Annotated in this window: 22 protein-coding genes and 1 tRNA gene; 22 read left to right on the top strand and 1 reads right to left on the bottom strand. The window is 64.5% G+C overall.

Annotated elements, in window-relative coordinates; translation table 11 throughout:
* The first annotated feature begins 49 nt into the window (after positions 1-49).
* The 3 genes from G3N94_RS17440 to G3N94_RS17430 all read left to right on the top strand — a co-directional run bounded on the left by G3N94_RS17440 (position 50) and on the right by G3N94_RS17430 (position 3,486).
* Positions 50-694, top strand: coding sequence for a phosphatidylserine decarboxylase (locus G3N94_RS17440; protein ID WP_205793870.1), 645 nt, complete (start codon positions 50-52; stop codon positions 692-694).
* A 15-nt stretch (positions 695-709) separates the two neighbouring features.
* On the top strand, positions 710-1,582 hold the full coding sequence (gene pssA / locus G3N94_RS17435) for a CDP-diacylglycerol--serine O-phosphatidyltransferase (protein ID WP_124602536.1): 873 nt from the start codon (positions 710-712) through the stop codon (positions 1,580-1,582).
* Between the two features lie 359 nt (positions 1,583-1,941).
* Positions 1,942-3,486, top strand: coding sequence for a 2-isopropylmalate synthase (locus G3N94_RS17430; protein WP_205793869.1), 1,545 nt, complete (start codon positions 1,942-1,944; stop codon positions 3,484-3,486).
* A gap of 112 nt (positions 3,487-3,598) precedes the next feature.
* On the opposite strand, the gene G3N94_RS17425 is transcribed toward G3N94_RS17430, so the two are convergent.
* On the bottom strand, positions 3,599-4,111 hold the full coding sequence (locus G3N94_RS17425) for a hypothetical protein (protein WP_205793868.1): 513 nt from the start codon (positions 4,109-4,111) through the stop codon (positions 3,599-3,601).
* Between the two features lie 171 nt (positions 4,112-4,282).
* Between G3N94_RS17425 and G3N94_RS17420 the strand changes: the two genes are divergently transcribed.
* The 19 genes from G3N94_RS17420 (at position 4,283) to nuoL (ending at position 23,140) form a co-directional block, all read left to right on the top strand.
* Positions 4,283-5,542: a branched-chain amino acid ABC transporter substrate-binding protein gene (locus G3N94_RS17420; RefSeq protein WP_205793867.1), complete on the top strand. Its 1,260-nt coding sequence runs from the start codon at positions 4,283-4,285 to the stop codon at positions 5,540-5,542.
* A gap of 106 nt (positions 5,543-5,648) precedes the next feature.
* A complete protein-coding gene (rpsO, locus tag G3N94_RS17415) occupies positions 5,649-5,918 on the top strand; it encodes a 30S ribosomal protein S15 (protein WP_006398792.1) in 270 nt (89 codons plus the stop codon).
* 291 nt (positions 5,919-6,209) lie between these two features.
* Entirely contained in the window at positions 6,210-8,354 is a 2,145-nt protein-coding gene (gene pnp / locus G3N94_RS17410) for a polyribonucleotide nucleotidyltransferase (RefSeq protein WP_205793866.1), read from the top strand.
* Between the two features lie 175 nt (positions 8,355-8,529).
* Positions 8,530-9,549: an NAD(P)H-quinone oxidoreductase gene (locus G3N94_RS17405; RefSeq protein WP_124602532.1), complete on the top strand. Its 1,020-nt coding sequence runs from the start codon at positions 8,530-8,532 to the stop codon at positions 9,547-9,549.
* 117 nt (positions 9,550-9,666) lie between these two features.
* Entirely contained in the window at positions 9,667-10,422 is a 756-nt protein-coding gene (tpiA, locus tag G3N94_RS17400) for a triose-phosphate isomerase (protein WP_205793865.1), read from the top strand.
* A gap of 73 nt (positions 10,423-10,495) precedes the next feature.
* Positions 10,496-10,873 carry a preprotein translocase subunit SecG gene (gene secG, locus G3N94_RS17395; RefSeq protein ID WP_205793864.1) on the top strand — a complete coding sequence of 126 codons (378 nt, stop codon included), beginning with the start codon at positions 10,496-10,498 and terminating at the stop codon, positions 10,871-10,873.
* Positions 10,874-10,985: 112 nt separating this feature from the next.
* Positions 10,986-11,070, top strand: a tRNA-Leu gene (locus tag G3N94_RS17390).
* A gap of 154 nt (positions 11,071-11,224) precedes the next feature.
* Complete coding sequence (locus G3N94_RS17385; RefSeq protein WP_124602529.1) at positions 11,225-11,584, top strand: NADH-quinone oxidoreductase subunit A; 360 nt, start codon at positions 11,225-11,227, stop codon at positions 11,582-11,584.
* Positions 11,585-11,646: 62 nt separating this feature from the next.
* Positions 11,647-12,126, top strand: a complete 480-nt coding sequence (locus tag G3N94_RS17380; protein ID WP_006398799.1) for an NADH-quinone oxidoreductase subunit B — start codon at positions 11,647-11,649, stop codon at positions 12,124-12,126.
* 21 nt (positions 12,127-12,147) lie between these two features.
* Positions 12,148-12,750, top strand: a complete 603-nt coding sequence (locus tag G3N94_RS17375) for an NADH-quinone oxidoreductase subunit C (RefSeq protein WP_205793863.1) — start codon at positions 12,148-12,150, stop codon at positions 12,748-12,750.
* A gap of 9 nt (positions 12,751-12,759) precedes the next feature.
* Positions 12,760-14,013 carry an NADH-quinone oxidoreductase subunit D gene (locus tag G3N94_RS17370; RefSeq protein WP_205793862.1) on the top strand — a complete coding sequence of 418 codons (1,254 nt, stop codon included), beginning with the start codon at positions 12,760-12,762 and terminating at the stop codon, positions 14,011-14,013.
* A 169-nt stretch (positions 14,014-14,182) separates the two neighbouring features.
* Positions 14,183-14,668, top strand: coding sequence for an NADH-quinone oxidoreductase subunit NuoE (gene nuoE, locus G3N94_RS17365; protein WP_009694121.1), 486 nt, complete (start codon positions 14,183-14,185; stop codon positions 14,666-14,668).
* The gene (gene nuoF, locus G3N94_RS17360) at positions 14,665-15,987 is read left to right on the top strand and encodes an NADH-quinone oxidoreductase subunit NuoF (protein ID WP_205793861.1); all 1,323 of its coding nucleotides are present in this window, start codon (positions 14,665-14,667) and stop codon (positions 15,985-15,987) included. The genes nuoE and nuoF overlap by 4 nt, the downstream gene beginning before the upstream one ends.
* An 83-nt stretch (positions 15,988-16,070) precedes the next feature.
* Positions 16,071-18,407 carry an NADH-quinone oxidoreductase subunit NuoG gene (gene nuoG / locus G3N94_RS17355; RefSeq protein WP_205793860.1) on the top strand — a complete coding sequence of 779 codons (2,337 nt, stop codon included), beginning with the start codon at positions 16,071-16,073 and terminating at the stop codon, positions 18,405-18,407.
* Positions 18,408-19,472 (top strand): NADH-quinone oxidoreductase subunit NuoH, encoded by a 1,065-nt coding sequence (gene nuoH, locus G3N94_RS17350; RefSeq protein ID WP_205793859.1) that lies wholly within the window; start codon positions 18,408-18,410, stop codon positions 19,470-19,472.
* 15 nt (positions 19,473-19,487) lie between these two features.
* Positions 19,488-19,976: an NADH-quinone oxidoreductase subunit NuoI gene (gene nuoI / locus G3N94_RS17345; RefSeq protein WP_010091199.1), complete on the top strand. Its 489-nt coding sequence runs from the start codon at positions 19,488-19,490 to the stop codon at positions 19,974-19,976.
* 115 nt (positions 19,977-20,091) lie between these two features.
* Positions 20,092-20,745, top strand: coding sequence for an NADH-quinone oxidoreductase subunit J (locus tag G3N94_RS17340; protein WP_205793858.1), 654 nt, complete (start codon positions 20,092-20,094; stop codon positions 20,743-20,745).
* Positions 20,746-20,762: 17 nt separating this feature from the next.
* A complete protein-coding gene (gene nuoK / locus G3N94_RS17335; RefSeq protein WP_205793857.1) occupies positions 20,763-21,068 on the top strand; it encodes an NADH-quinone oxidoreductase subunit NuoK in 306 nt (101 codons plus the stop codon).
* A 17-nt stretch (positions 21,069-21,085) separates the two neighbouring features.
* Positions 21,086-23,140: an NADH-quinone oxidoreductase subunit L gene (nuoL, locus tag G3N94_RS17330; RefSeq protein WP_205793856.1), complete on the top strand. Its 2,055-nt coding sequence runs from the start codon at positions 21,086-21,088 to the stop codon at positions 23,138-23,140.
* Positions 23,141-23,153 lie beyond the last annotated feature (13 nt).

The raw sequence follows: 23,153 nt of genomic DNA, 5'->3' as shown, positions 1-23,153 counted from the left end.
GCAAGGAGAGGGGGCTACCCTACCATTTCACCGAGCACAGAACGAATCCATGAACTATCCTCATCCGATCATCGCGCGCGAAGGCTGGCCGTTCATCGCGATCGCAGCCGCCGTCGCGCTGTTGATCCATGCCGTCGGGGGCTTTGGCTTCGCGTGGCCGTTCTGGCTGCTGGTCGTCTTCGTCGTCCAGTTCTTCCGTGACCCGCAGCGCCCGATCCCGGCGCAGCCGAACGCGGTGCTGTGCCCGGCCGACGGTCGCATCGTCGCGGTCGAAACGACGCAGGACCCGTACGCGAACCGCGAAGCGCTGAAGATCAGCGTGTTCATGAATGTCTTCAATGTCCACTCGCAGCGTTCGCCGGTCGACGGTGCGGTGACCAAGGTCGAGTATTTCCCGGGCGCGTTCCTGAACGCGGCGATCGACAAGGCATCGACCGAGAACGAGCGCAACGCGGTCGTGATGCAGACGGCGAGCGGCAAGACCGTCACTGCGGTGCAGATCGCGGGCCTCGTCGCACGCCGAATCCTGTGCTACGTGCGCGCCGGCGAGCCGCTGTCGCGCGGCCAGCGCTACGGTTTCATCCGCTTCGGTTCGCGCGTTGACGTGTACCTGCCGATCGGCAGCCGCGCGAAGGTGTCGATTGGCGAGAAGGTCTACGCGTCGTCGACGATCCTCGCCGAACTCGAACAATAAGCGGCGGAGCGCACGATGGCCGCATTCAAACCGCGCCGGCCGCGCAACGGCAATACCCAAGTGCCGCGGCCGTTCCGCCGCAACAAGTCGATCACGCCCGATCCGGCGCCGATCGAAAGCCGCCGCGCCAAGCGCCAGCAGTTCCTGAAGACGCGCGGCATCTACCTGCTGCCGAATTCGTTCACCACGGCCGCGCTGTTCTGCGGATTCTTCGCGGTAGTGCAGGCGATGAACGTCCGCTTCGAGATCGCCGCGATCGCGATCTTCGCGGCGATGGTGCTCGACGGGATGGACGGGCGCGTCGCGCGCATGACGCATACGCAGAGCGCCTTCGGCGAGCAGTTCGACAGCCTGTCCGACATGGTGTCGTTCGGCGTCGCGCCGGCGCTCGTGATGTACGAATGGGTGCTGAAGGATCTCGGCCGCTGGGGCTGGCTCGCCGCGTTCGTCTACTGCTCGGGCGCCGCGCTGCGTCTCGCGCGCTTCAACACGAACATCGGCGTCGTCGACAAGCGCTTCTTCCAGGGGCTGCCGAGCCCGGCCGCCGCGGCGCTGATCGCCGGTTTCGTGTGGCTCGCGACCGACAACCGCGTGCCGATGAAGCTCGGCTGGCTGCCGTGGGTCGCGTTCGTGCTGACCATCTATGCAGGTGTGACGATGGTATCGAACGCGCCGTTCTACAGCGGCAAGGCGCTCGACGTGCGGCACCGCGTGCCGTTCGCGGCAACCCTGCTCGTCGTCGTCGCGTTCGTGCTCGTGTCGTCCGATCCGCCGCTGATGCTGTTCTGCCTGTTCGTGCTGTACGGCCTGTCCGGCTACGTGTTCTGGGCGTACATGGCGGTGCGCGGGCGCCCGAATCCGGCGCGCTCGTCGCAGCGCGAGCACTGACGCGCAAGCGCGCGCCATACGAACTCATACGCACATACACGCACATATACGCACCTGTATGCGCGGAAGCGGCGGCCTGAGGGTCGCCGTTTTTTATGCGCCCCTTTTCCGGCGCGCTTCGGGTGCGGTCCGATTGCGCGCGTTGCGGAATGCCGCTATAGTCGTCGGCATGACCGCATTTTCCCGCCTCTCCCTTCTTCTAGCCGGTGCGCCGCTACGCGCGCTAGCGCTAGCGCTAGCGCGCCTGCCGCGCTGACCGTTTTCGCCCCCCCGTCCAGGCTCGTCTGCTGTTCAGCGTCGCCAGCGGTGGCGCGAATCCATCTCGTTGTACCCCCGAACAAAGAGCCTTGGAGCCCCCCATGACAGACAAGCTGATCATTTTCGATACGACGTTGCGTGACGGTGAACAGTCGCCCGGCGCGTCGATGACGAAGGAAGAGAAGATCCGGATCGCGAAGCACCTCGAACGGATGAAGGTCGACGTGATCGAGGCCGGCTTCGCCGCCAGCTCGAACGGTGACTTCGACGCGATCCACACGATCGCGGGCCTCGTGAAGGACAGCACGATCTGCTCGCTGGCACGGGCGAACGACAAGGACATCCAGCGCGCGGCCGACGCGCTGAAGCCGGCCAACAGCTTCCGGATCCACACGTTCATCGCGACGTCGCCGCTGCACATGGAAAAGAAGCTGCGGATGACGCCGGACCAGGTGTTCGAGCAGGCGCGCCTCGCGGTGCGCTTCGCACGCAAGTTCACCGACAACGTCGAATTCTCGCCGGAAGACGGCAGCCGCTCCGACATGGATTTCCTGTGCCGCGTGCTGGAAGCCGTGATCGCCGAAGGGGCGACGACGATCAACATTGCCGACACGGTCGGCTACGGCGTGCCGGAGCTGTACGGCAACCTCGTGAAGACGCTGCGCGAGCGCATTCCGAACTCGGACAAGGCGATCTTCTCGGTGCACTGCCATAACGACCTCGGGATGGCGGTCGCGAACTCGCTCGCCGGCGTGAAGATCGGCGGTGCGCGCCAGGTCGAATGCACGATCAACGGTCTCGGCGAGCGCGCGGGCAACACGTCGCTCGAGGAAATCGTGATGGCGGTGAAGACCCGCAAGGACTATTTCGACCTCGACGTCGGCATCGACACGACGCAGATCGTGCCGACGTCGAAGCTCGTGTCGCAGATCACCGGCTTCGTCGTGCAGCCGAACAAGGCGGTGGTCGGCGCGAACGCGTTCGCGCATGCGTCGGGCATCCACCAGGACGGCGTGCTGAAGGCGCGCGACACCTACGAGATCATGCGCGCGGAAGACGTGGGCTGGACCGCGAACAAGATCGTGCTCGGCAAGCTGTCGGGCCGCAACGCGTTCAAGCAGCGCCTGCAGGAGCTCGGCATCGCGCTCGACAGCGAAGCCGACCTGAACGCCGCGTTCATGCGCTTCAAGGATCTGGCCGACCGCAAGGCGGAAATCTTCGACGAGGACATCATCGCGATCGTGTCCGAGGAGGCCGCGCAAGCCGCCGAGCAGGAGCACTTCAAGTTCGTGTCGCTGTCGCAGCATTCGGAAACCGGCGAGCAGCCGCACGCGAAGATCGTGTTCGCGGTCGAGGGCAAGGAAGTGACCGGCGAAGCGCGCGGCAACGGCCCGGTCGACGCGACGTTCAATGCGATCGAGGGCGAGGTCGGCAGCGGCTCCGAGCTGCTGCTGTACTCGGTCAACGCGATTACGACCGGCACCCAGGCGCAGGGCGAAGTGACGGTGCGCCTGTCGAAGAGCGGGCGGATCGTCAACGGTGTCGGCACCGATCCGGATATCGTCGCGGCATCCGCGAAGGCCTACATCTCGGCGCTGAACAAGCTGCAGGCGAAGGACGACAAGGTCAATCCGCAGCGCTCGTAAGCGCGTCGCGCGTGATCGAAACGCCCCGTGCGGCCGTGTGCCGCCGGGGCGTTTTTATTGGTCGCTCACTCGGCGGCCGGCGCGCGTCACGTCGACGATCATCGCCGCGCGGTCAGAAGAGATTGCGGCGGTCGGGGTCGTGCAGCGGGTCGGGTGTTTTCTGCGTGAGCCGCAATATGCCCTGGCTGTCGAAATAGAAGCTGTACATCATGTACCAGACGTTGTCCTCGAGATAACGGTAGGTCCACGCCTCACGCTTCATCAGCGGGAAGTAGGACGTCTCGACCGGGCGGCCGAAATTGACGAGCACGTCGGTCTTGGTCCACTTGCCGATCTCCGCCCGATAGAACTCGTTCGGCTGCAACACCTGCCGAACGTTGGTGATCTTGCCGGATCCGTCGACGTCGGCCGCGACGGTGATCTCGCCCATCGGCTGGGTCGGCCACATCAGGCGCTTGCCGCCGCCGGGCAGGTCGTAGATCTCGCGCGGCGGGCCCATGCGCGCGACGATCGCCGACTGGTCCTGGCCAGCCTGATATTGCTGCCACGGCTGCGCACAACCGGCGAAGAGCGCCGCGGTGCAGGCGAGCAGCACCGGCAGACGCGCGGGAATGCGAAAACGCATGGGGTTCTCCAGAAACACGGGAATATGCCTGTTGTATCACGGACCGCGCGCACCGGCACACCGTCCGGGGAAAAGCGGTGCGGGATCGCCGGCCGGCACCCGCGCTTGCCGCCGCGGGCGCGGACGGCCTATGATCCGCGCTTCTCATGCAGATTCGGGGGCAGGAAACCGATGCAGGTCTGGAAGCGTTGCGCGCTCGCATGGAGCGCAGGATGGTTGGTCGCGGCGTCAGCGTTCGCGGCCGGCGAGCCGGTGCAGATCGCGCTGATCGAGGGCATGTCCGGCCCGTTCGCGAACGCGGGTGCCGCGGTCGAGCGCAACCTGCGGTTCGGCGTCGAGCAGGTCAATGCGGCCGGCGGCGTGAAGCTGCGCGATGGCGCGCATCCGCTCGAACTCGTCGTGCTCGACAGCAAGGGCAGCCCGGAAGAGGCGCTCGTGCAGCTGCGTGCGGCGGCGGACCGGCACATCGGCTTCGTCGCGCAGGGCAACAGCTCGGCGGTCGCGGCCGCGCTCGTGGCTGCGCTGGACAAGCAGAACGCGCGCAATCCGGACGCCCGGATGCTGTTCGTCAACTACTCGGCCGACGACCCGGCGCTGACCGGCGCACGCTGCAGCTTCTGGCATTTCCGCTTCGACGCGCACGCGGGGATGCGGATGGCGGCGCTCGCCGACGTGATCGCGCGCGACCGCGCGCTGCGCAAGGTCTACCTGCTGAACCAGGACTACAGCTTCGGCCATGACGTCAGCACGCTCGCGCGGCAGGCGCTCGCCGCGCGGCGGCCGGACGTCGCGGTGGTCGGCGACGAGTTCCATCCGATCGGGCGGATCAAGGATTTCGCGCCATACGTCGCGAAGATCCGTGCCAGCGGCGCGGACGCAGTCGTCACCGGCAACTGGGGCAACGACCTGACGCTGCTCGTGAAGGCCGCGCGCGAGCAGGGGCTGAACGCGAAGTTCTACACGTTCTATGGCAACAGCCTCGGCGCGCCGGCGGCGCTCGGCGACGCGGGCGTCGGGCGCGTGGTCGCCGTTGCGGACTGGCATCCGAACGCGGGCGGCGCGAAGTCGGATGCATTCTACCGCGCGTTCCGGACCCGTTTCCCGGCCGCGCAGGACGACTACCCGGTGCTGCGGATGAGCCTGATGATCGAGATGCTGGCGGCCGCGATGAACCGCGCGGGCTCCGCCGATCCGGTGGCCGTCGCGCGCGCGCTCGAAGGGCTGTCGTTCGACAACGGCTTTCATGCGTCGACGATGCGCGCGCAGGATCACCAGCTGATCCAGCCCCTTTATGTGATGGACATGGACAAGGTCGGCGCGCCCGGCGTGCGCTTCGACAACGAGGGCTCGGGCTATGGCTTTCGCACGGTGCTGGCGGTGCCGGCGCAACGCACGGAGATGCCGTCCACCTGCTCGATGACGCGGCCATGACAAACCGGTTCGGCGTGGCGAAGACTTGTGCTACAATGCCCGCCGGTTGTAAATCACGGCACGGCCATTCTTCCGTGTCCGCCTGTTCAGTCAGAAAGGAAATCAAATGTCTGTCGCAGATATCAAGAAGTCGGAAGTCGTTGCTCAGTTCGCACGTGGCACCAATGACACGGGGTCGCCCGAAGTCCAGGTCGCACTGCTGACCGCACGTATCGTGGAACTGACGGGTCACTTCAAGACCCACGCGAAGGATCACCACAGCCGCCGCGGCCTGCTGCGCATGGTGAGCCGCCGCCGCAAGCTGCTCGACTACCTCAAGGGCAAGGATGCCGACCGTTACCGCGCGCTGATCGAGAAGCTGGGTCTGCGTAAGTAAGCGGCGCGATTGCCGTCAGCAAGATGCCTGTGTCAGTGCGCTGATACAGGCATTTTGTTTTTGCGCGGTGCGTAGCGTCACACGCACCGCGGGCAGTCCGGCCGTTTGATGCCGGGCCGCCCGAACGGCCGATACCGGGGTCGGGATTTGTGTCATTCCAGCGCGGTGCTGCGCAAGCGCCACGCTGGAATGGCATAAAAAACACACCTTGCTCCGGGTGATTCGGCCGGGACGCCGCCGCAACGGTTTGCCGGTGCGGCGAATGTTATGAACGAATCGAAAGGAGCAACCATGTCCATGTTCAACAAGGTCGTGAAGGAATTCCAGTGGGGCCAGCACAAGGTGCGCCTCGAAACCGGTGAAGTCGCGCGCCAGGCAAGCGGCGCCGTGATCGTCGACGTCGAAGACACCGTCGTGCTCGCGACCGTCGTCGGCGCGAAGTCGGCAAAGCCGGGCCAGGATTTCTTCCCGCTGACCGTCGACTACATCGAGAAGACCTACTCGGCCGGCAAGATCCCGGGCGGTTTCTTCCGCCGCGAAGGCCGTCCGTCGGAGCACGAGACGCTGACGTCGCGCCTGATCGACCGTCCGCTGCGCCCGCTGTTCCCGGAAGGCTTCTACAACGAAGTGCAGGTCGTGATCCACGTGCTGTCCGTGAACCCGGAAATCCCGGCGGACATCCCCGCACTGATCGGCGCATCGGCTGCGCTCGCCATTTCGGGCCTGCCGTTCAATGGCCCGGTCGGCGCGGCGCGTGTCGCGTACATCGACAACGCGTACGTGCTGAACCCGACGCGTGACCAGATCAAGGCGTCGAGCCTCGACCTCGTCGTTGCGGGTACGGAACGCGCGGTGCTGATGGTCGAATCGGAAGCGGAACAGCTGACGGAAGACGTGATGCTGGGCGCCGTGGTGTTCGGCCACGAGCAGATGCAGACGGCGATCGACGCGATCCACGAACTCGTGCGCGAAGGCGGCAAGCCCGAGTGGGACTGGCAGCCGGCGCCGAAGAACGAGGCGCTGATTGCGCGCGTGACCGAACTGGCGCAGAACGACCTGCTCGCCGCTTACCAGCTCCGCGACAAGCAAGCCCGCTCGGCGAAGCTGAAGGAAGTCTACTCGGCGACTTCGGCGAAGCTCGAGGAAGACGCGCAGGCGGCCGGCACGGTCGCGGCCGACAAGGCCACCGTCGGCAACGTCCTGTTCGACATCGAGGCAAAGATCGTCCGTTCGCAGATCCTGAACGGCGAGCCGCGTATCGACGGCCGCGACACGCGTACCGTGCGTCCGATCGAGATCCGTACGGGCGTGCTGCCGCGCACCCACGGTTCGGCGCTGTTCACGCGCGGCGAAACGCAGGCGCTGGTCGTCGCGACGCTCGGCACGAAGGGTGACGAGCAGATCATCGACGCGCTCGAAGGCGAATACCGCGACCGCTTCATGCTCCACTACAACATGCCCCCGTTCGCGACCGGCGAAACGGGCCGCGTCGGCTCGCCGAAGCGCCGCGAAATCGGCCACGGCCGCCTCGCGAAGCGCGCGCTCGTCGCGTGCCTGCCGAGCGCCGACGAATTCGGCTACTCGATCCGCGTCGTGTCGGAAATCACCGAGTCGAACGGTTCGTCGTCGATGGCGTCGGTGTGCGGCGGCTGCCTCGCGCTGATGGATGCCGGCGTGCCGATGAAGGCGCACGTCGCGGGCATCGCGATGGGCCTGATCCTGGAAGGCAACAAGTTTGCAGTGCTGACCGACATCCTCGGCGACGAAGATCACCTCGGCGACATGGACTTCAAGGTGGCCGGTACGGAGCAGGGCGTGACCGCGCTGCAGATGGACATCAAGATCCAGGGCATCACGAAGGAAATCATGCAGGTCGCGCTCGCGCAGGCGAAGGAAGGCCGCATGCACATCCTCGGCAAGATGACGTCGGCGGTGTCGGGTGCGAACACGCAACTGTCCGAATTCGCGCCGCGCATGATCACGATCAAGATCAACCCGGAAAAGATCCGCGACGTGATCGGCAAGGGCGGTTCGGTGATCCGCGCGCTGACCGAAGAAACGGGCACGACGATCGACATCTCGGATGACGGCGTCGTGACGATCGCGAGCACGAACAGCGAAGGCATGGCCGAAGCGAAGAAGCGCATCGAGAACATCACGGCCGAGATCGAAGTCGGCCAGGTGTACGAAGGCACGGTGCTGAAGCTGCTCGATTTCGGTGCGATCGTGAACCTGCTGCCGGGCAAGGATGGCCTGCTGCACATCTCGGAAATCGTCAACGAGCGTGTGAAGGACATCAACGATTACCTGAAGGAAGGCCAGCACGTGAAGGTCAAGGTGATCCAGACGGACGAGAAGGGTCGCGTGCGTCTGTCGGCCAAGGCGCTCCTGAACGAAGCGGCAGCGTCACAAGCGGATACGCCGCCGCAGCAGTAAGCGGACGGGCGGGTACGAACGGCCGGCTGCGCGAAAGCGCGCCGGCCGTTTTTTCTGTAGCATCGTGCGCGTGCAGCAGGCCCGTCATGCAACAGGCACGCGCGGTGGCGCCTGCGATGCGTCCCATGCCTGCGGGCGGGGCGCGCAATCCGAACCCGATCCTGGAGCGACGTACATGAAAGCCATCGAAATCACCGAATTCGGCGCCCCCGAAGTCCTGAAGCTCGCCGAGCGTCCGCGCCCCGAGCCGCAGCGCGGCGAAGTGCTGATCAAGGTGGCGGCGTCCGGCATCAACCGTCCGGACGTGTTCCAGCGCAAGGGCGCATATGCGCCGCCGCCGGGCGCGTCGGACCTGCCGGGCCTCGAGGTCGCGGGCGAGATCGTCGGCGGCGACCTGTCCGATCCTGCGCTCAACCCGTTCGGCCTGAAACTCGGCGATCGCGTCTGTGCGCTGCTCGCGGGCGGCGGCTACGCGGAATACGCGGTCGCGCCGCTGCCGCAATGCCTGCCGGTGCCGGACGGGCTGACCGACATCGAGGCCGCGTCGCTGCCGGAGACGTATTTCACGGTGTGGAGCAACGTATTCGACCGCGCGCAGCTGGGCGCGGGCGAGGGCGGTGCGCAGGAAACGCTGCTCGTGCAGGGCGGCTCGAGCGGCATCGGCGTGACGGCGATCCAGATCGCGCACGCACTCGGCTTCCGCGTGCTCGCGACCGCCGGCAACGCCGACAAGTGCCGCGCGTGCGAGGCGCTGGGTGCCGAGCGCGCAATCAACTACAAGACCGAGGATTTCGTCGAAGTCGTGAAGTCGCTGACGCACGATCGCGGCGTCGACGTGATACTCGACATGGTCGCGGGCGCGTACGTGCCGCGCGAGCTCTCCGCGCTCGCGGACGGCGGCCGTCTCGTGCTGATCGCGCTGCTCGGCGGCGCGAAGGCCGAGATCAACCTGAACGAGATCCTGCGCCGCCGGCTGACGGTGACCGGCTCGACGCTGCGGCCGCGCCCGGTCGAGTTCAAGGCGCGCATTGCCGCGCAACTGAAGGCGCGCGTGTGGCCGCTGCTCGCCGACGGTCGCATCAAGCCCGTGATCTACCGCGTGCTGCCTGCCGCGGAGGCCGCGCAGGCACATGCGCTGATGGAAAGCGGCGAGCATATTGGCAAGATCGTGCTCGATTGGGGCGCGAACAGCTGATCGGTACTTGACATGCGCGGTTTGACCGGTTCAATCGCGCCGCAGTAAAATCGCCGGTTTGCTTCGCCAGATCAAACCTGACGGCCGGTTACCGGCCCGTCGATGACGGGACAAACGATGTCGAAACAGAGAACAAAGCGTGTGATCGGCAACTGGAAGATGCACGGCCGGCTGGCCGGCAACCAGGCATTGCTGAACGAGGTGGCGCAGGGCGCGGAATCGGTGCCGGCAGAAACGGCGATCGGCGTGTGCGTGCCGTTCCCGTATCTCGCGCAGGTTCAGGGCCAGCTCGACGGCGGCCGGGTCGCGTGGGGCGCGCAGGACGTGTCCGCACACGAGCAGGGCGCGTATACGGGCGAGGTTGCCGCGGCGATGATCGCGGAATTCGGTGCGCGCTATGCGATCGTCGGTCACTCGGAGCGCCGCGCGTATCACGGCGAGCGCAACGAGACGGTCGCCGCGAAGACGCAGCGTGCGCTCGCGGCCGGCCTGACGCCGGTCGTGTGCGTCGGCGAGACGCTCGACGAGCGTGAGGCGGGGGCGACCGAGCAGGTCGTCGGCGCGCAGCTCGACGCGGTGCTGGCCGTGCTGTCGACCGACGAGGCTGCGCGCATCGTCGTCGCGTACGAACCGGTCTGGGCGATCGGTACGGGCAAGAGCGCGACGTCGGCACAGGCGCAGCAGGTGCACGCGTTCCTGCGTGCGCGGCTCGCGGCGAAGGGCGCGGCTGACGTGTCGGTGCTGTATGGTGGCAGCGTGAAGCCGGACAACGCGGAAGAGTTGTTCGCACAGCCGGACATCGACGGCGGCCTGATCGGCGGCGCGTCGCTGAAGGCGGAAGATTTTCTGGCGATCTGCCGGGCCGCGCGCTAAGCGGGCCGGGATCGAATTGAACCATGACGGCGGCCCGCGCAAGCGGGTCGCCTGATCCATACGGGTGGGTGTGATGCTGTATTTGAAAACGCTGATTATCGTGGTGCAGGTGCTGTCTGCACTGGGTGTGATTGGTCTCGTGCTGCTGCAGCACGGCAAGGGTGCCGACATGGGCGCTGCATTCGGCAGCGGCGCGTCGGGCAGCCTGTTCGGTGCGACGGGCTCCGCGAACTTCCTGTCGCGCACGACCGCCGTGCTGGCGACGCTCTTCTTCGTCGCGACGCTCGCACTGACCTACCTCGGTTCGTACAAGTCGCAGCCGTCGGTTGGCGTGCTCGGCGCTGCGGCAACCGCGTCGGCGCCGACGTCGGCAGCGTCCGCGCCTGCCGTTGCTGCGTCCGCGGCTGCGGGTTCGGCTGCGCATGCGCCGGGCCAGGACGTCCCGAAATAAAAATTTAAATTTTTTGCGTTTGTGCGTTGAACAATTCTGACAGTCAGGTTAGAATTTAATTCTTGAAGCGATTCGCGGGAAACAAGTAGTTACAACCCCGGTTGCATGCAGTGCCGACGTGGTGAAATTGGTAGACACGCTATCTTGAGGGGGTAGTGGCGAAAGCTGTGCGAGTTCGAGTCTCGCCGTCGGCACCAAAGTTACTCAATGCCAGCCGCTTCACGTGGCTGGCATTTTTCATTTGTGGGGTACGCTTGCGGTTGTCTTGCGATCGCAGGTAGTCCGAAATGATTCCTTCCGCCGGATAGTGTTATTCTCCGGACGCTCAGAACCAACCGATAGAGGATTGCCTTGAACCTCGCAGCCTATTACCCCGTCTTGTTGTTCCTCCTTGTGGGCACTGGTTTAGGTATAGCGCTGGTCAGTATCGGCAAGCTTCTCGGTCCCAGCAGGCCCGACGTCGAAAAGAACGCGCCGTACGAATGCGGCTTCGAAGCCTTCGAAGATGCGCGGATGAAGTTCGATGTCCGGTACTATCTCGTCGCCATCCTGTTCATCATCTTCGATCTCGAAACCGCGTTCCTGTTTCCGTGGGGCGTCGCGCTGCGCGACATTGGCTGGCCCGGTTTCATCGCAATGATGATTTTTCTGCTCGAATTCCTGCTGGGCTTTGCCTACATCTGGAAGAAAGGCGGCCTCGACTGGGAGTAATGGGTTAATCGCCGGTTTGCATGGGTGGCCACGCTCGGTCGCCCGTCTGGAGTGGAAAGCAAATGAGTATCGAAGGGGTCTTGAAGGAAGGGTTTGTCACCACCACGGCTGACAAGCTGATCAACTGGACGCGCACGGGCTCGCTGTGGCCGATGACGTTCGGGCTCGCGTGTTGCGCCGTCGAGATGATGCATGCGGGCGCGGCCCGCTACGATCTGGATCGGTTCGGGGTCGTGTTCCGTCCGAGCCCGCGTCAGTCGGACGTGATGATCGTCGCCGGCACGCTCTGCAACAAGATGGCGCCCGCGCTGCGCCGCGTCTACGACCAGATGGCCGAGCCGCGCTGGGTGATCTCGATGGGGTCGTGCGCAAACGGCGGCGGCTACTACCACTACTCGTATTCGGTGGTGCGCGGCTGCGATCGAATCGTGCCGGTCGACGTCTACGTGCCGGGCTGTCCGCCGACGGCCGAGGCGCTGGTCTACGGCGTGATCCAGCTGCAGGCGAAGATTCGCCGCACCAACACCATCGCCCGTCAATAAAGCCCCGAGCGTCCCCTCAATATGGCAAGCAAAATCGAGACCCTCAAGGCGAACCTCGAAGCCGCGCTCGGCGCGCGCGTGGTGAGCCTCACCGAAGCAGTTGGTGAACTGACGCTCGTCGTGAAGGCGAGCGATTACCTCGAAGTCGCAAAGACGCTGCGCGACGATCCGAAGCTCCGTTTCGAGCAGCTGATCGACCTGTGCGGCATCGACTACCAGACGTACGGCGACGGTGCGTACGACGGTCCGCGTTTCGCGGCCGTGTCGCACCTGCTGTCGGTGACGAACAACTGGCGCCTGCGCGTGCGTGTGTTCGCGCCGGACGACGATCTGCCGATCGTGCCGTCGGTCGTCGACATCTGGACCTCCTCGAACTGGTACGAGCGTGAAGCGTTCGACCTGTACGGCCTCGTGTTCGAAGGCCACCCGGACCTGCGCCGCCTCCTGACCGACTACGGTTTCATCGGCCATCCGTTCCGCAAGGACTTCCCGGTGTCGGGCTACGTCGAAATGCGCTACGACCCGGAAGAGAAGCGGGTCGTCTACCAGCCGGTGACGATCGAGCCGCGCGAAATCACGCCGCGCGTGATCCGCGAGGATCGCTATGGCGGTCTGAAACATTAAGAGGGCGTCATGGCAGACATCAAGAACTACACGCTCAACTTCGGCCCGCAGCACCCGGCAGCGCACGGCGTGCTGCGCCTCGTGCTCGAGCTCGACGGCGAAGTCATCCAGCGTGCCGATCCGCACATCGGCCTGCTGCATCGCGCGACCGAAAAGCTCGCCGAAACCAAGACCTTCATCCAGTCCGTGCCGTATATGGACCGTCTCGACTACGTGTCGATGATGGTCAACGAGCACGGCTACGTGCTCGCGATCGAGAAGCTGCTCGGCATCGACGTGCCGGAGCGCGCGCAGTACATCCGCGTGCTGTTCGACGAAGTCACGCGCGTGCTGAACCACCTGATGTGGATCGGCGCGCACGCACTCGACGTCGGCGCGATGGCGGTGTTCCTGTACGCATTCCGCGAGCGCGAAGACCTGATGGACGTGTACGAAGCGGTGTCCGGCGCCCGGATGCACGCGGCGTACTACCGTCCGGGCGGCGTCTATCGCGATCTGCCTGACGCAATGCCGCAATACAAGGCGTCCAAGATCCGCAACGAGAAGGCGCTCGCGCGGATGAACGAGGCGCGCCAGGGTTCGGTGCTCGACTTCATCGACGATTTCTTCACGCGCTTCCCGAAGTGCGTCGACGAATACGAAACGCTGCTGACCGACAACCGGATCTGGAAGCAGCGTCTGGTCGGCATCGGCGTGGTCAGCCCGGAACGTGCGCTGCAGATGGGCCTGACGGGCCCGATGCTGCGCGGCTCGGGCATCGCGTGGGACCTGCGCAAGAAGCAGCCGTACGAAGTGTACGACCGCATGGATTTCGACGTGCCGGTCGGCGTGAACGGCGACTGCTACGACCGCTACCTGGTGCGTGTCGAGGAAATGCGTCAGTCGGTGCGTATCGCGAAACAATGTATTGAGTGGCTCCGCAAGAATCCGGGCCCCGTGATGACGGACAATCACAAGGTTGCGCCGCCGTCGCGCGTCGGCATGAAGACGAACATGGAGGACTTGATCCACCATTTCAAGCTCTTCACCGAAGGTTTTCACGTGCCGGAAGGCGAAGCGTATGCGGCGGTCGAGCATCCGAAGGGCGAATTCGGCATCTATCTCGTGTCGGACGGCGCGAACAAGCCGTACCGCCTGAAGATCCGCGCACCGGGCTTCGCGCATCTCGCGTCGCTCGACGAAATGGCGCGCGGCCACATGATTGCTGACGCCGTCACGATCATCGGTACGCAGGACATCGTGTTCGGCGAAATCGATCGCTGATGGTTGCGCCGCCCGCGATACGGGCGGCGAGCAGCAAGTCACACGCGAAGCGCGCTGAACCGGCGCGGCTTCGCAAGCTGTCAACAGTGAGCGCCAGGTCTGCCGTCCATGCACCCCAGTGTGCGGCAGGTTGTTCGTTCGGTAGGAATTGAAAGAGTCGTGTCTGAAAATGATCTCAGCTGAAGGCCTGAAGGAAATCGATCGAGCGTTGACGAAGTATCCCGCCGATCAGAAACAGTCCGCCGTGATGTCGGCGTTGGCCGTTGCTCAGGAAGAGCATGGCTGGCTGTCGCCCGAACTGATGCAGTTCGTCGCGGACTATCTCGGCATGCCGGCCGTCGCCGTGCAGGAAGTCGCGACGTTCTACACGATGTACGAGCTCAAGCCTGTCGGCAAGCACAAGATCACGCTCTGCACGAACCTGCCGTGCCAGCTCGGTCCGCACGGTGGCGCGGAAGCGACCGCCGATTACCTGAAACAGAAGCTCGGCATCGACTTCGGCGAAACCACGCCGGACGGCAAGTTCACGCTGAAGGAAGGCGAATGCATGGGCTCGTGCGGCGATGCGCCGGTGCTGCTGGTGAACAATCACAGAATGTGCAGCTTCATGAGCCGCGAGAAGATCGACCAGCTGCTTGAGGAGCTCTCGAAATGACGTCCCTCCACGACCGTCACATCAAACCGCTGATCCTCGCTGGTCTGAACGGCGAGAACTGGCATCTCGAAGATTACGTTGCGCGCGGCGGCTACAAGCAGCTGCGCCGCATTCTCGAAGAAAAGATTACGCCCGAGCAGGTGATCGCCGACGTCAAGGCGTCGGGCCTGCGCGGCCGCGGCGGTGCGGGCTTCCCGACCGGCCTGAAGTGGAGCTTCATGCCGCGTCAGTTCCCGGGGCAGAAGTACCTCGTCTGCAACTCGGACGAAGGCGAGCCGGGCACGTTCAAGGATCGCGACATCCTGCGCTGGAACCCGCACGCGCTGATCGAAGGCATGGCCATCGGCGCGTACGCGATGGGCATCACCGTCGGCTACAACTACATCCACGGCGAAATCTTCGAAGTGTATCGACGCTTCGAGGCTGCGCTCGAGGAAGCGCGCCAGGCGGGCTTCCTGGGCGACAACATCATGGGCTCGGAATTCTCGTTCCAGCTGCACGCGCACCACGGTTACGGCGCGTACATCTGCGGCGAGGAAACGGCGCTGCTCGAATCGCTCGAAGGCAAGAAGGGCCAGCCGCGCTTCAAGCCGCCGTTCCCGGCGAGCTTCGGCGTGTACGGCAAGCCGACCACGATCAACAACACCGAGACGTTCGCCGCGGTGCCGTTCCTGCTGTCCATCGGGCCGCAGAATTACCTTGAAATCGGCAAGCCGAACAACGGCGGCACGAAGATCTTCTCGGTGTCGGGCGACGTCGAGCGTCCGGGCAACTATGAAGTGCCGCTCGGCACGCCGTTCGCGACGCTGATGGAGCTCGCGGGCGGGATGCGCGGCGGCAAGAAGATCAAGGCCGTGATTCCGGGCGGCTCGTCCGCGCCGGTGATCCCGGGCGACATCATGATGCAGACCGACCTCGACTACGACTCGATCGCGAAAGCGGGTTCGATGCTCGGTTCGGGCGCGGTGATCGTGATGGACGAGACGCGCTGCATGGTGCGCTCGCTGCTGCGCCTGTCGTACTTCTACTACGAGGAGTCGTGCGGCCAGTGCACGCCGTGCCGCGAAGGTACGGGCTGGCTGTATCGCGTCGTGAACCGTATCGAGCACGGCGAAGGCCGCCAGGAAGATCTGGACCTGCTGAATTCGGTGGCAGAGAACATCATGGGCCGCACGATCTGCGCGCTCGGCGATGCGGCGGCGATGCCGGTGCGCGGGATGCTCAAGCACTACTGGGACGAATTCGCGTACCACGTCGAGCACAAGCACTGCATGGTCGGCGGTCATGCGCACGCGGCAACGGCCGCGGCGGCTGCCTGAAGCGAAACCCGGTTGCGGAATTTGAGCGCGCGGTCGAGCGAATGCGCGAACGAGCGGAAATAGGTTAAGGACCATTCACCATCATGGTTGAACTTGAAATAGACGGCCAGAAGGTCGAGGTGCCCGAAGGCAGCATGGTGATCCAGGCTGCGCACAAGGCGGACAAGTACATTCCTCACTTCTGCTATCACAAGAAACTGTCGGTTGCGGCCAACTGCCGGATGTGTCTCGTCGAAGTCGAGAAGATGCCGAAGGCCGTGCCTGCCTGTGCGACCCCCGTGTCGGCCGGCATGATCGTCCACACCCAGTCCGACAAGGCGGTGAAGGCGCAGCAGTCGGTGATGGAATTCCTCCTCATCAACCACCCGCTCGATTGCCCGATCTGCGACCAGGGCGGCGAATGCCAGCTGCAGGATCTCGCGGTCGGCTACGGCAAGTCGTCGTCGCGCTACTCGGAAGAGAAGCGCGTGGTGTTCCACAAGAACGTGGGCCCGCTGATCTCGATGGAAGAGATGTCGCGCTGCATCCACTGCACGCGCTGCGTCCGCTTCGGCCAGGAAATCGCCGGCGTGATGGAGTTCGGCATGCTGGGCCGCGGCGAGCACTCGGAAATCACGACGTTCGTCGGCAAGACGGTCGATTCCGAAATGTCGGGCAACATGATCGATCTGTGCCCGGTCGGTGCGCTGACCAGCAAGCCGTTCCGCTACAGCGCCCGTACTTGGGAACTGTCGCGTCGCAAGTCGGTGAGCCCGCACGATTCCGTCGGCGCGAACCTCGTCGTGCAGGTGAAGAACAACCGCGTGATGCGCGTGCTGCCGTTCGAGAACGAAGCGATCAACGAGTGCTGGATCTCGGACAAGGACCGTTTCTCGTACGAAGGCCTCAACAGCGAAGAGCGCCTGACCAAGCCGATGCTGAAGCAGGGCGGCCAGTGGATCGAGACCGACTGGCAGACCGCGCTCGAATACGTCGCGAAGGGCCTGAAGGGCATCAGCGCGGATCACGGCGCGAATGCGCTGGCGATGCTCGCGAGCGCGCACAGCACCGCTGAAGAGCTGTTCCTCGTGAAGCAGCTCGCGAACGAACTGAAGACGCCGAACGTCGATTTCCGTCTGCGCCAGCAGGATTTCTCGGCACCGGTCCAGGGCGCGCCGTGGCTCGGCATGCCGATCGCCGACCTGTCGAACCTGAACGCCGCCTTCGTCGTCGGTTCGATGCTGCGCCGCGACCATCCGCTGTTTGCCGCACGCCTGCGTCAGGCCGCGAAGAGCGGTGCGAAGCTGCACTTCCTGCACGCGACCGGCGACGACGCACTGATCCCGACCGCGCAACGCATCGTTGCCGCGCCGTCGGCATGGCTCGACGAACTGGCCGGCGTGGCCGCAGCCGTCGCGCAACTGCGCGGCGTCGCGCTGCCCGACACGCTCGCGGGCGTCACGGCATCGCCGGCCGCGCAGGCTGTCGCGCAATCGCTCGCGAACGGCGAGCGCCGCGCAGTGCTGCTCGGCAACGCAGCGGTCCGTCATCCGGAATTCGCGAAGCTGCACGCCGTCGCGCAGTGGATCGCCGACAACACCGGTGCGACGTTCGGTTTCCTGACCGAAGCGGCGAACACGGTTGGCGCGCACGTCGTCAACGCGCTGCCGGGCGAAGGCGGCCTGAACGCGCGCGAAGCGTTCGCGCAACCGCGCAAGGGCTACGTGCTGCTGAACGTCGAGCCGGAATTCGACACCGTCGATCCGGCGCAGGCGCTCGCGGCACTGAACCAGGCCGAAATGGTCGTCGTGATGTCGCCGTTCAAGCATGGCCTCGACTACGCGGATGTGCTGCTGCCGATCGCGCCGTTCACCGAGACGTCCGGCACGTTCATCAACGCGGAAGGCACGGTGCAGAGCTTCAACGGCGTCGTACGCCCGCTCGGCGACACGCGTCCGGCGTGGAAGGTGCTGCGCGTGCTCGGCAGCCTGCTCGGCCTGCCGAACTTCGAATACGAAACCGCTGAAGAAGTGCGCGTGGCCGCACTCGGCGACGCGGGCGTTACGGGCGTCACGGGCCGGCTGTCGAACAAGACGGCAACCGCACCGTCGCGCGCTGCGCTGGCGGCGAACGGCGGCTTCGAGCGCCTCGCCGACGTGCCGATCTATCACGCCGACGCACTGGTGCGCCGCGCAGGTGCGCTGCACCTGACGGTGGCCGCGAAGACGGCGAACGCCGCAGGCCTGCCGGCTGCGCTGTTCGACAAGCTGGGCCTGAAGGATGGCGACGCGGTGCGCGTGCGCCAGGGCGATCGTACGGTGCAGTTGCCGGCCGTGCGCGACGAAAATCTTGCGGAGACGGTCGTTCGCGTGTCGGCGGCAACGCCTGCCGGCGCAGCGCTCGGCAGCCTGTCCGGTGAACTGGTGGTGGAGAAGGCGTAAATGAGCTTGTTCGATACGATCAACTCGGGCGGAACCGAGCTTCTCGGCGTCGCGTGGCCGACGGTGTGGGCGCTCGTGCGCATCCTCGTCGTCGCCGTCGTGATCCTGCTGTGCGTTGCGTACCTGATTCTGTGGGAACGCAAGCTGATCGGCTGGATCCACGTGCGTCTCGGCCCGAACCGCGTCGGCCCCGCCGGCCTGCTGCAGCCGATCGCCGACGTGCTGAAACTGCTGCTGAAGGAAGTGATCCAGCCGACCGCCGCAAGCCGCTGGCTGTACCTGATCGCACCGGTGATGACCGTGGTGCCGGCATTCGCGGTGTGGGCCGTGATCCCGTTCCAGGCCGAGGCGGTGCTCGCGAATATCAACGCAGGCCTGCTGTACGCAATGGCGATCTCGTCGGTCGGCGTGTATGCGGTGATTCTCGCCGGCTGGGCGTCGAACTCGAAGTACGCGTTCCTCGGCGCGATGCGCGCGGCCGCACAGATGGTGTCGTACGAAATTTCGATGGGCTTCGCGCTGGTGCTCGTGCTGATGACGGCCGGCAGCCTGAACCTGTCGGAAATCGTCGGCTCGCAGCAGCACGGCTTCTTCGCGGGCCACGGCGTGAACTTCCTGTCGTGGAACTGGCTGCCGCTGTTGCCGGCGTTCGTCGTCTACTTCATCTCGGGCATCGCCGAAACGAACCGCCACCCGTTCGACGTGGTGGAAGGGGAGTCGGAAATCGTTGCCGGTCACATGATCGATTACTCGGGCATGGCGTTCGCGCTGTTCTTCCTCGCCGAGTACATCAACATGATCGTGATCTCGGCGCTCGCGGCAACGCTGTTCCTCGGCGGCTGGGACGCGCCGTTCGAATTCCTGTCGTTCATCCCGGGCATCTTCTGGCTGGTGCTGAAAGTCTTCGCGCTGCTGTCGGTGTTCATCTGGGTCCGTGCGACGTTCCCGCGTTACCGTTACGACCAGATCATGCGTCTGGGCTGGAAGGTGTTCCTGCCGGTGACCGTGATCTGGGTGGTCGTGGTCGGCTTCTGGATCATGTCGCCGCTCAACATCTGGAAATAAAGGTCGGACGAAATCATGACGGCAATCCAACATTTCTTTAAGACCTTCTTCCTGACCGAGCTGCTGAAGGGGCTCGCACTGACCGGGCGTTACGCGTTCCGACGCAAGTTCACCGTGCAGTTCCCGGAAGAAAAGACGCCGATTTCGCCGCGTTTCCGCGGGCTGCACGCGCTGCGCCGCTACGAGAACGGCGAAGAGCGCTGCATCGCGTGCAAGCTGTGCGAAGCCGTGTGCCCGGCGATGGCGATCACGATCGAATCGGAAACGCGTGCGGACAATACGCGCCGCACGACGCGCTACGACATCGACCTGACGAAGTGCATCTTCTGCGGTTTCTGCGAAGAGAGCTGCCCGGTCGATTCGATCGTCGAGACGCAGATTCTCGAGTACCACGGCGAAAAGCGCGGCGATCTGTACTTCACGAAGGAAATGCTGCTCGCGGTGGGCGATCGCTACGAGAAGGACATCGCAGCGGCGAAGGCTGCCGACGCGCCGTATCGTTGATTGTGTATGGAGTGCCGGCCCGACACGTGCGGGCCGAGCCGCCGCGACGGGTGCGGCACGCGACCTGCGTTTCGCAAGCCGCGCCTGACTATGGCCTAACGATGAACCGGTAATCATGGAATTCACGACCGTACTGTTCTACATCTTCGCGCTGCTCCTGGTGGTATCAGGGCTGAAGGTGATCACTTCGCGCAACCCGGTGGCGTCTGCGCTTTTCCTTGTGCTGGCGTTCTTCAACGCCGCTGCGATCTGGATGCTGCTGGAAGCGGAGTTCCTCGCGATCCTGCTGGTGCTGGTCTACGTGGGCGCCGTGATGGTGCTGTTCCTGTTCGTCGTGATGATGCTCGACATCAACATCGACTTCCTGCGGCGCGACTTCAGGAAGTTCGTGCCGATGGCGACCGTCGTCGGCGCGATCATCGTCGTCGAGACCGCACTGATCCTGTGGCGCGGCTACGGCGCGACGGAAGCGCCGGTGCATGCGATGGCGTCGGGCGCGTACACCGGCTGGGCGAACACGCGCCTGATCGGCAAGATCATCTACACCGACTACATCTTCGCATTCGAAATCGCGGGCCTCGTGCTGCTCGTCGCGATCATCGCCGCGGTCGCGCTGACCGAGCGCAAGGGCAAGGACAGCAAGCGCCAGCGCGTGTCGGATCAGGTCAAGGTGCGTCGCAACGACCGCGTGCGCCTCGTGAAGATGGAAGCGGAAAAGCCGCAGCCGGAAACGGCCCAGAGCGAAGCCGGCACGGGCGCCAACGGCTAAGCGGAGGAGAGAAAACCATGTTGAGTCTTGCTCATTACCTTGTGCTCGGCGCGATCCTGTTTGCGATCGCGATCGTCGGGATCTTCCTGAACCGCCGCAACATCATCATCATCCTGATGGCGATCGAACTGATGCTGCTCGCGGTGAACACCAACTTCGTCGCGTTCTCGCACTACCTCGGCGACGTGCACGGCCAGATCTTCGTGTTCTTCGTGCTGACCGTCGCCGCAGCGGAAGCCGCGATCGGTCTCGCGATTCTGGTGACCCTGTTCCGTAAGCTCGACACGATCAATGTCGAGGATCTCGATCAGCTCAAAGGTTAATTTCAGGCAACGCTGTTATGTCAACGACACTCAATGAAAACCTGCTGCTGGCGATTCCGCTCGCTCCGCTGGCCGGCTCGCTGATTGCGGGGCTGTTCGGGAACGCAGTCGGGCGCAAGGGCGCACACCGGATCACGATCCTCGGCGTGATGATCGCGTTCCTCCTGTCGGCGAAAGTCTTCGTCGACGTGATGGGCGGCGCGAGCTTCAACGCGACCGTCTACGAATGGATGAACGTCGGCTCGCTGAAGATGGAAGTCGGCTTCCTCGTCGATTCGCTGACCGCGATGATGATGGTCGTCGTGACCTTCGTCTCGCTGATGGTGCACATCTACACGATCGGCTACATGTCGGAAGAAGACGGCTACCAGCGCTTCTTCTCGTACATCTCGCTGTTCACGTTCTCGATGCTGATGCTCGTGATGAGCAACAACTTCCTGCAGCTGTTCTTCGGCTGGGAAGCGGTGGGTCTGGTGTCGTACCTGCTGATCGGCTTCTACTTCACGCGTGAGAGCGCGATCTACGCGAACATGAAGGCGTTCCTCGTGAACCGCGTCGGCGACTTCGGCTTCCTGCTCGGCATCGGCCTGCTGCTCGCGTTCGCCGGTTCGATGAACTACGGCGACGTGTTCGCGAAGCGCGCGGAACTCGCGAGCCTGCACTTCCCGGGCACCGACTGGGGCCTGCTGACCGTCGCCTGTATCTGCCTGTTCATCGGCGCGATGGGTAAGTCGGCACAGTTCCCGCTGCACGTGTGGCTGCCGGACTCGATGGAAGGCCCGACCCCGATCTCGGCGCTGATTCACGCGGCGACGATGGTGACGGCCGGCATCTTCATGGTCACGCGCATGTCGCCGCTGTTCGAGCTGTCGGACACCGCGCTGTCGTTCATCACGGTGATCGGTGCGATCACGGCGCTGTTCATGGGCTTCCTCGGGATCGTCCAGAACGACATCAAGCGCGTCGTCGCGTACTCGACGCTGTCGCAGCTCGGCTACATGACGGTCGCGCTCGGCGTGTCCGCCTACCCGGTCGCCGTGTTCCACCTGATGACGCACGCGTTCTTCAAGGCGCTGCTGTTCCTCGGCGCGGGTTCGGTGATCATCGGCATGCACCACGACCAGGACATGCGCAACATGGGCGGCCTGCGCAAGTACATGCCGATCACGTGGATCACGTCGCTCGTCGGTTCGCTCGCGCTGATCGGCACGCCGTTCTTCTCGGGCTTCTACTCGAAGGATTCGATCATCGACGCGGTGAAGCTGTCGCACCTGCCGGGTTCGGGCTTCGCATACTTCGCAGTCGTCGCGAGCGTGTTCGTCACGGCGCTGTATTCGTTCCGCATGTACTTCCTGGTGTTCCACGGCGAAGAGCGCTTCCGCAAGCCGAAGCATCCGGAATCGCCGATGGGCGCGGCGGCCGCGCACGGTCATGACGATCACGGCCATGGCCACGGTCACGACGACCACGCGCACGAGCCGCACGAGACCCCGTGGGTCGTGTGGGTGCCGCTGGTGCTGCTCGCGATTCCGTCGGTGATCATCGGTGCGTTCGCGGTCGGCCCGATGCTGTTCGGCGACTTCTTCCAGCACGGCGTGGCATTCGAGAAGGTGATCTTCATCGGCGAAAACCACCCGGCGCTCGAGGAAATGGGCCATGAGTTCACCAACTGGTGGTCGATGGGCCTGCACTCGGTGTCCGGCCTGCCGGTGTACCTCGCGCTCGCCGGCGTCATCGTCGCATGGTTCCTGTACCTGAAGCGTCCGGAACTGCCGGCGTCGATCCGCCGAGCGTTCGGTCCGATCTACACGCTGCTGGACAACAAGTACTACATGGACAAGATCAACGAAGTGGTGTTCGCCCGCGGTTCGGTGGCGATCGGCCGCGGCCTGTGGAAGGAGGGCGATGTCGTCGTGATCGACGGCCTCGTCAACGGCAGCGCCAGGTTCATCGCCTGGTTCGCCGGTGTGATCCGCTTCCTCCAATCCGGTTACATCTATCACTACGCGTTCGCCATGATCATCGGCATGCTGGGGCTCCTGACCCTGTTTGTAACGCTCGGCGGCAAATAAGGCGGGGGACAAC

Origin of the sequence: Burkholderia sp. Ac-20353 (assembly GCF_017104785.1) — a bacterium.
Classification (GTDB): domain Bacteria; phylum Pseudomonadota; class Gammaproteobacteria; order Burkholderiales; family Burkholderiaceae; genus Burkholderia.
The sequence above is the reverse complement of the archived record's forward strand: the minus strand, read 5'-3'. Positions and strand labels throughout refer to the sequence as shown.

Coding starts and splice junctions, on each gene's coding strand:
- nuoF (WP_205793861.1), top strand. CDS start 14,665: ATGACGTCCCTCCACGACCGTCACATCAAACCGCTGATCCTCGCTGGT.
- G3N94_RS17405 (WP_124602532.1), top strand. CDS start 8,530: ATGAAAGCCATCGAAATCACCGAATTCGGCGCCCCCGAAGTCCTGAAG.
- tpiA (WP_205793865.1), top strand. CDS start 9,667: ATGTCGAAACAGAGAACAAAGCGTGTGATCGGCAACTGGAAGATGCAC.
- G3N94_RS17425 (WP_205793868.1), bottom strand. CDS start 4,111: ATGCGTTTTCGCATTCCCGCGCGTCTGCCGGTGCTGCTCGCCTGCACC.
- nuoE (WP_009694121.1), top strand. CDS start 14,183: ATGATCTCAGCTGAAGGCCTGAAGGAAATCGATCGAGCGTTGACGAAG.
- G3N94_RS17420 (WP_205793867.1), top strand. CDS start 4,283: ATGCAGGTCTGGAAGCGTTGCGCGCTCGCATGGAGCGCAGGATGGTTG.
- G3N94_RS17380 (WP_006398799.1), top strand. CDS start 11,647: ATGAGTATCGAAGGGGTCTTGAAGGAAGGGTTTGTCACCACCACGGCT.
- rpsO (WP_006398792.1), top strand. CDS start 5,649: ATGTCTGTCGCAGATATCAAGAAGTCGGAAGTCGTTGCTCAGTTCGCA.
- nuoI (WP_010091199.1), top strand. CDS start 19,488: ATGACGGCAATCCAACATTTCTTTAAGACCTTCTTCCTGACCGAGCTG.
- G3N94_RS17370 (WP_205793862.1), top strand. CDS start 12,760: ATGGCAGACATCAAGAACTACACGCTCAACTTCGGCCCGCAGCACCCG.
- nuoK (WP_205793857.1), top strand. CDS start 20,763: ATGTTGAGTCTTGCTCATTACCTTGTGCTCGGCGCGATCCTGTTTGCG.
- nuoL (WP_205793856.1), top strand. CDS start 21,086: ATGTCAACGACACTCAATGAAAACCTGCTGCTGGCGATTCCGCTCGCT.
- G3N94_RS17430 (WP_205793869.1), top strand. CDS start 1,942: ATGACAGACAAGCTGATCATTTTCGATACGACGTTGCGTGACGGTGAA.
- pnp (WP_205793866.1), top strand. CDS start 6,210: ATGTCCATGTTCAACAAGGTCGTGAAGGAATTCCAGTGGGGCCAGCAC.
- pssA (WP_124602536.1), top strand. CDS start 710: ATGGCCGCATTCAAACCGCGCCGGCCGCGCAACGGCAATACCCAAGTG.
- nuoG (WP_205793860.1), top strand. CDS start 16,071: ATGGTTGAACTTGAAATAGACGGCCAGAAGGTCGAGGTGCCCGAAGGC.
- nuoH (WP_205793859.1), top strand. CDS start 18,408: ATGAGCTTGTTCGATACGATCAACTCGGGCGGAACCGAGCTTCTCGGC.
- secG (WP_205793864.1), top strand. CDS start 10,496: ATGCTGTATTTGAAAACGCTGATTATCGTGGTGCAGGTGCTGTCTGCA.
- G3N94_RS17375 (WP_205793863.1), top strand. CDS start 12,148: ATGGCAAGCAAAATCGAGACCCTCAAGGCGAACCTCGAAGCCGCGCTC.
- G3N94_RS17340 (WP_205793858.1), top strand. CDS start 20,092: ATGGAATTCACGACCGTACTGTTCTACATCTTCGCGCTGCTCCTGGTG.
- G3N94_RS17440 (WP_205793870.1), top strand. CDS start 50: ATGAACTATCCTCATCCGATCATCGCGCGCGAAGGCTGGCCGTTCATC.